The 3,132-nt window shown below is 61.6% G+C and carries 3 protein-coding genes; all 3 read left to right on the plus strand.

What is annotated here, in order from left to right; all coding sequences use genetic code 11:
• Nucleotides 1-146: 146 nt before the first annotated feature.
• Nucleotides 147-716: a (2Fe-2S)-binding protein gene (locus tag P3T17_RS37425; RefSeq protein ID WP_083611605.1), complete on the plus strand. Its 570-nt coding sequence runs from the start codon at nt 147-149 to the stop codon at nt 714-716.
• Entirely contained in the window at nt 716-1,702 is a 987-nt protein-coding gene (locus P3T17_RS37430) for an FAD binding domain-containing protein (protein WP_074267274.1), read from the plus strand. The genes P3T17_RS37425 and P3T17_RS37430 overlap by 1 nt, the downstream gene beginning before the upstream one ends.
• On the plus strand, nt 1,699-3,132 hold a 1,434-nt coding region (locus tag P3T17_RS37435), incomplete at its 3' end, for a xanthine dehydrogenase family protein molybdopterin-binding subunit (RefSeq protein WP_429411956.1). The genes P3T17_RS37430 and P3T17_RS37435, both read left to right, overlap by 4 nt.

A 3,132-nucleotide genomic window follows, 5' to 3' on the forward strand; every position in this document is an offset into this window, starting at 1 on the left:
ATTCTTGCAAACCGACGATGGGCATCTATAATTTTTGGACCGAGCAGATTCTGCCGGTCCTGTCTGTGTTGACTGAAGCCTCATACCGCCAGACTTAGGACGGAGTGAGGCATCCTCGTAAAGACGAGCGTTTGCCGAGGCCTGTCATGAACAACGATTCGTTGACCGCCGTTGCCGGTCCCGCGACAGACGGCGAGACAATCACGGCGAATGGGCAGCCTGATCCAGAAATGGAAACGCGGTTTGCCCCACGCAGGTGGACGCACGTCCAGATCAATGGCGTTGAGCATTCCGTCAACGTGGAAGCAAGGACGACCCTTTTGGATCTGTTGCGCGAACAGGTGCAGTTGACAGGCGCAAAAAAGGGCTGCAACCGCGGAGAATGCGGCGCTTGCACGGTGTTGATGGATAACCGGCGCGTCAATGCCTGCCTCGTGCTCGCAGTCAGTGCCGATGGCAAGAAAATCACCACGATAGAGGGATTAGCGAGTGATGGGGTGCTGCATCCCGTCCAGCAGGCCTTCATTGAGCACGATGCCTTCCAGTGTGGTTTTTGTACCTGTGGCCAGATCATGTCCGCTGTGGGCTGCATTGCCGAGGGACACACCGGTTCCAACGCTGAAATTCGCGAATGGATGAGCGGTAATATCTGTCGCTGTTCTGCGTATCCGCAGATCGCGGCGGCTGTCGAGGCTGCCGCGAAGGAGATGGGCTGATGCGCGACTTTAGCTATGCCTGCGCGACGACGCGGGCCGATGCCCTGACGCTCGCCCAACTGCCCGACGCGGCGGTGCTGGCGGGTGGGACTGAGCTCCTCAACTGGTTCCGCATCGGGATTACCAAACCTGAACGGGTCGTCGATATCAGCCGTGTGCCTGAAATGGATCGCATCGAAGCGTTACCCTGCGGGGGGCTGCGGATCGGCGCACTTGCCAGGCTTAACGACGTGGCGCAACACGAACGGGTCCGCAACGCTTATCCCGTCCTGTCGCAGGCTATTCTGAAATCGGCCTCTGCCCAGTTGCGCAATCTTGCGACTATCGGCGGCAATCCCCTGCAACGTGTACGCTGCGCCTACTTCCGTGCCGATGCGCCCACACCGTGCAACAAACGAGTAGCGGGCTCGGGCTGCGCAGCACTGCACGGCCTGAACGAAAGGCACGCGATCTTCGGCTGGACCGACGAGTGTGTGGCGGTGCAGCCCTCCGACCCGGCGGTGGCGCTCGCTGCACTGGATGCGGTGATCGTAACCGAGGATGCGCAAGGCGGCGGCCGGCGCATTCCCGCACGCAGCTTCCACGTGCTGCCCGACGAAAATCCATCCGCACACACCGTGTTGCGCCATGGCGAACTGATCACCAGTATCGAATTAGGTGGGCCAGCGCCGAAATCTGCATATTTGAAGATTCGGGAGCGGGAGAGTTATGAGTACGCCATCGTGTCCGCGGCGGTAGCGCTCGAACTGGACGGCGACGTGATCAACAAGGCGCGCGTTGCTTTGGGGTCCGTAGCAATGCGCCCCTGGCGTCTCGACGAGACAGAGCGACTGCTAGTCGGCGAGCGGCTGGGCTCAGCCGGCGTCGCGGCTGCGGTAGGGGCAAGCTTTGCCGATGCCCGACCGCTATCGTCCAACGGATACAAGATCGCGCTCGCTCGCAACGCTACGCTTCGCGCCATCGAACTCGCGGCGAGTGCGCCATGAACCATTCGGGTGAATCGATTGCACGCTTCGACGGTCCGGTAAAGGTGACGGGCGCCGCCCGTTATGCCGGCGACCAGAATCTGCCAGCACAGCTCTATGCGGTGATGGTATCTGCCACCGTTCCGGCCGGTTGGGTCGAGAAGATCGACGCGCACGAGGCGTTGGCGATGCCCGGTGTGACGCACGTGCTAACCGCCGCCGACATGCCGAAAGTGCATGCAAGGCTGGCCGACATCAGTGTTCCGCCGCTCGCCACCCGCTTCGTTCCGATGCAGACTGACGAAGTCGTTTATGAGGGGCAGCCGGTGGCAATCGTGCTGGCGGAGAGCATCGAAGCGGCCGAGTCAGGTGCGGATTCCGTATGCGTGGACTACCGAGCCACTTCCTTCATCGTGCCCGACACCGCACCAGCCGAACCGCCTGCGCCGGAGCGGGGTGGCTATTCCCATTCGAGTGCTTTGGAATTTTGCAAGGGTGATGCGGCGTCGGCTATCGCCGCCGCACCGCTCAGGACGGGTGCCGAGTACATACAGCCGTCTCGCCACGCAAACCCGATGGAGCCGTGCGCCATCCTGGCAGTCTGGAAGGACAAGCAGCTTACCGTTTACGACTCGGTGCAACACCTGCCGGCGGTTCAAAACACGCTCGCTGCCGCGTTCGGCATCGACCCGGCGTGGGTCCGGGTGGTTTCCCCGTACACGGGCGGCGGATTCGGTGTTAAAGCGTTCGTCTGGCCGCACGAAATCCTCGCCAGCATGGCGGCCCGGGTGACGCGTCGGCCAGTCAAACTGGTGCTCAGTCGGCAGAACATGTACGACATGGTCGGATTTCAGCCGCAGATGACGCAAAACGTCGCGTTGGGTGCCAGCGAGGACGGCAAACTGCTTGGCATTGTCCACGCGGTCACCAACATCACGAGCGTTACGGAAGATTATGTCGAGTTCGGATCGATCCCGGGACGATCCTTTTACGCATGCGATAACATCTCGACCAGCCAGAAGGTTCGCCGTGGGAATGTCGTGCTGCCGACCTTCATGCGTTCTCCATGGGACGGCCCAGGTTCATGGTCGCTCGGCTCGGCCATGGACGAACTGGCACGCACGTTGAAGGTCGATCCGCTGGAGTTGCGGCTCGCCAACTACGCTGAAACCGATCCTGAAAGCGGGAAGTCGTGGTCGTCGAAAAAATTGCGAGAGGCCTATAACGAAGGCGCGCGCCGCTTCCGTTGGCAAGACAGGCCAAAGGGCGGTACGCGCGACGGACATTGGCGCATTGGCTGCGGCCTCGCCGATTGCAGCCAGGGGCAGGCGCGATTCCATACCACCGCGCGAGTACGGCTCAACGCACACGGAATGGCGCGACTGGAATCCAGCTTCTGCGACATCGGCACTGGTCCCGCCACGGTCTTTCCGCAGATCGTCGCAGAAATC

It is taken from the genome of Paraburkholderia sp. GAS82 (genome assembly GCF_050436285.1).
GTDB lineage: Bacteria > Pseudomonadota > Gammaproteobacteria > Burkholderiales > Burkholderiaceae > Paraburkholderia > Paraburkholderia phenazinium_B.